Here is a 1,119-nt window from a genome sequence, read left to right as displayed (position 1 = left end):
AGGCTTCTGCGGTTCTCTTCTGTGCCTTTGCTTCCTCCGCTTCTCGCTGTGCCTTGTCTCGCTCCTGATTGAGATTCAGGATTTCACCAGACACGGCTATTTTCTGTGCATTGAGGTGGAAGAGGTCGCTTCTGGCTGCTTGCACAACGTCTGCAAGGCTTTCGGCTTCGCTGCCAATCTCTTCTTTTTGCGTTGTAAGCCCCAAAATATCGTTTCTAAGGCGTTCTTTTTCCTCTCGCAAGGATTTCCCCTCCTCGGACAGTCTTTCGTTTATGAGGGCTTTCTTTTTGGCTTCCTCGGTATTGTATTCGAGTATTCTTCCCATGTTTTTTGCGCTGAGGGCTAATCTGTCACATTCCTTGCTCTTGGTCTTGACCTCCACCAACAAATCGCTAATGTCATTTGATAGGTTCTTCTGTATGATGCCAAGTCCTCTCGTTTTGCTCTTGATGGCTTCTGCCCTCTGCTCCTCTGCTGCAATCTTGTATTGGATGGCCGAAAGATGCTGCTTCTCGCTGCTCTTGCCCCTCTCCATGCCCAAGACCTCGGCACAGATAGTTTGCATCTCTGCCATGTCGTTGCGGTTGAGCTTCAGACTTTTTCCGCTCTCATGGTCTGTCCAATCAGCCACCAGATGAGCGTGAAGATTGAGTTTGATGCCATCTTTGCTTTTCTTGTACCCCTCGTCCTTGTGGATTGCGATCTGGAACACATCGATTCCGAAGCGATCGTTAAAACGCTTCGCCAATTTTTTGAGGTCGTCCATGGTCGTGGTGTCCTCGATGACAACCACGGCTTCACGTATCGGGGTTGCCTTGGCTTGCATCTTTCGCCCTGTCTTCGCCTTTGCGTTCTGGGTGACAAATGCAAGTCTGGCTTCTTGTGTGTCCGACTGCCAATAGTCGTTTTGGCTCGATAGTTCGTGATGAACGTAGTCGAGTTTCTTTGTTCTCTTGTTGTGTTCCTCGCTGCCACCTTTGACCGCTTGGAAATGGATGGATGTCTGTGCCATGTCGAATGAATTTTAGGGCGGCTGCCATGGGGTTGAGGGGCGCAGCCCCCACCCTCGGAGAGCACACAACTACGAAAAGCGTAGCTTCGTAGTTATAGTGTGCTATA

1 protein-coding gene is annotated in these 1,119 nt (G+C 50.0%); it reads right to left on the bottom strand.

Annotated elements, in window-relative coordinates:
* Positions 1-1,012, bottom strand: a 1,012-nt coding sequence (locus tag GH681_RS23125) for a mobilization protein (RefSeq protein ID WP_153163840.1), incomplete at its 3' end; no start/stop codon positions are given.
* Positions 1,013-1,119 lie beyond the last annotated feature (107 nt).

It is taken from the genome of Zoogloea sp. 1C4 (genome assembly GCF_009469605.1).
GTDB lineage: Bacteria > Pseudomonadota > Gammaproteobacteria > Burkholderiales > Rhodocyclaceae > Zoogloea > Zoogloea oryzae.
Note: the sequence above shows the minus strand (reverse complement) of the source record. Positions and strands in the feature narration are given on the sequence as shown.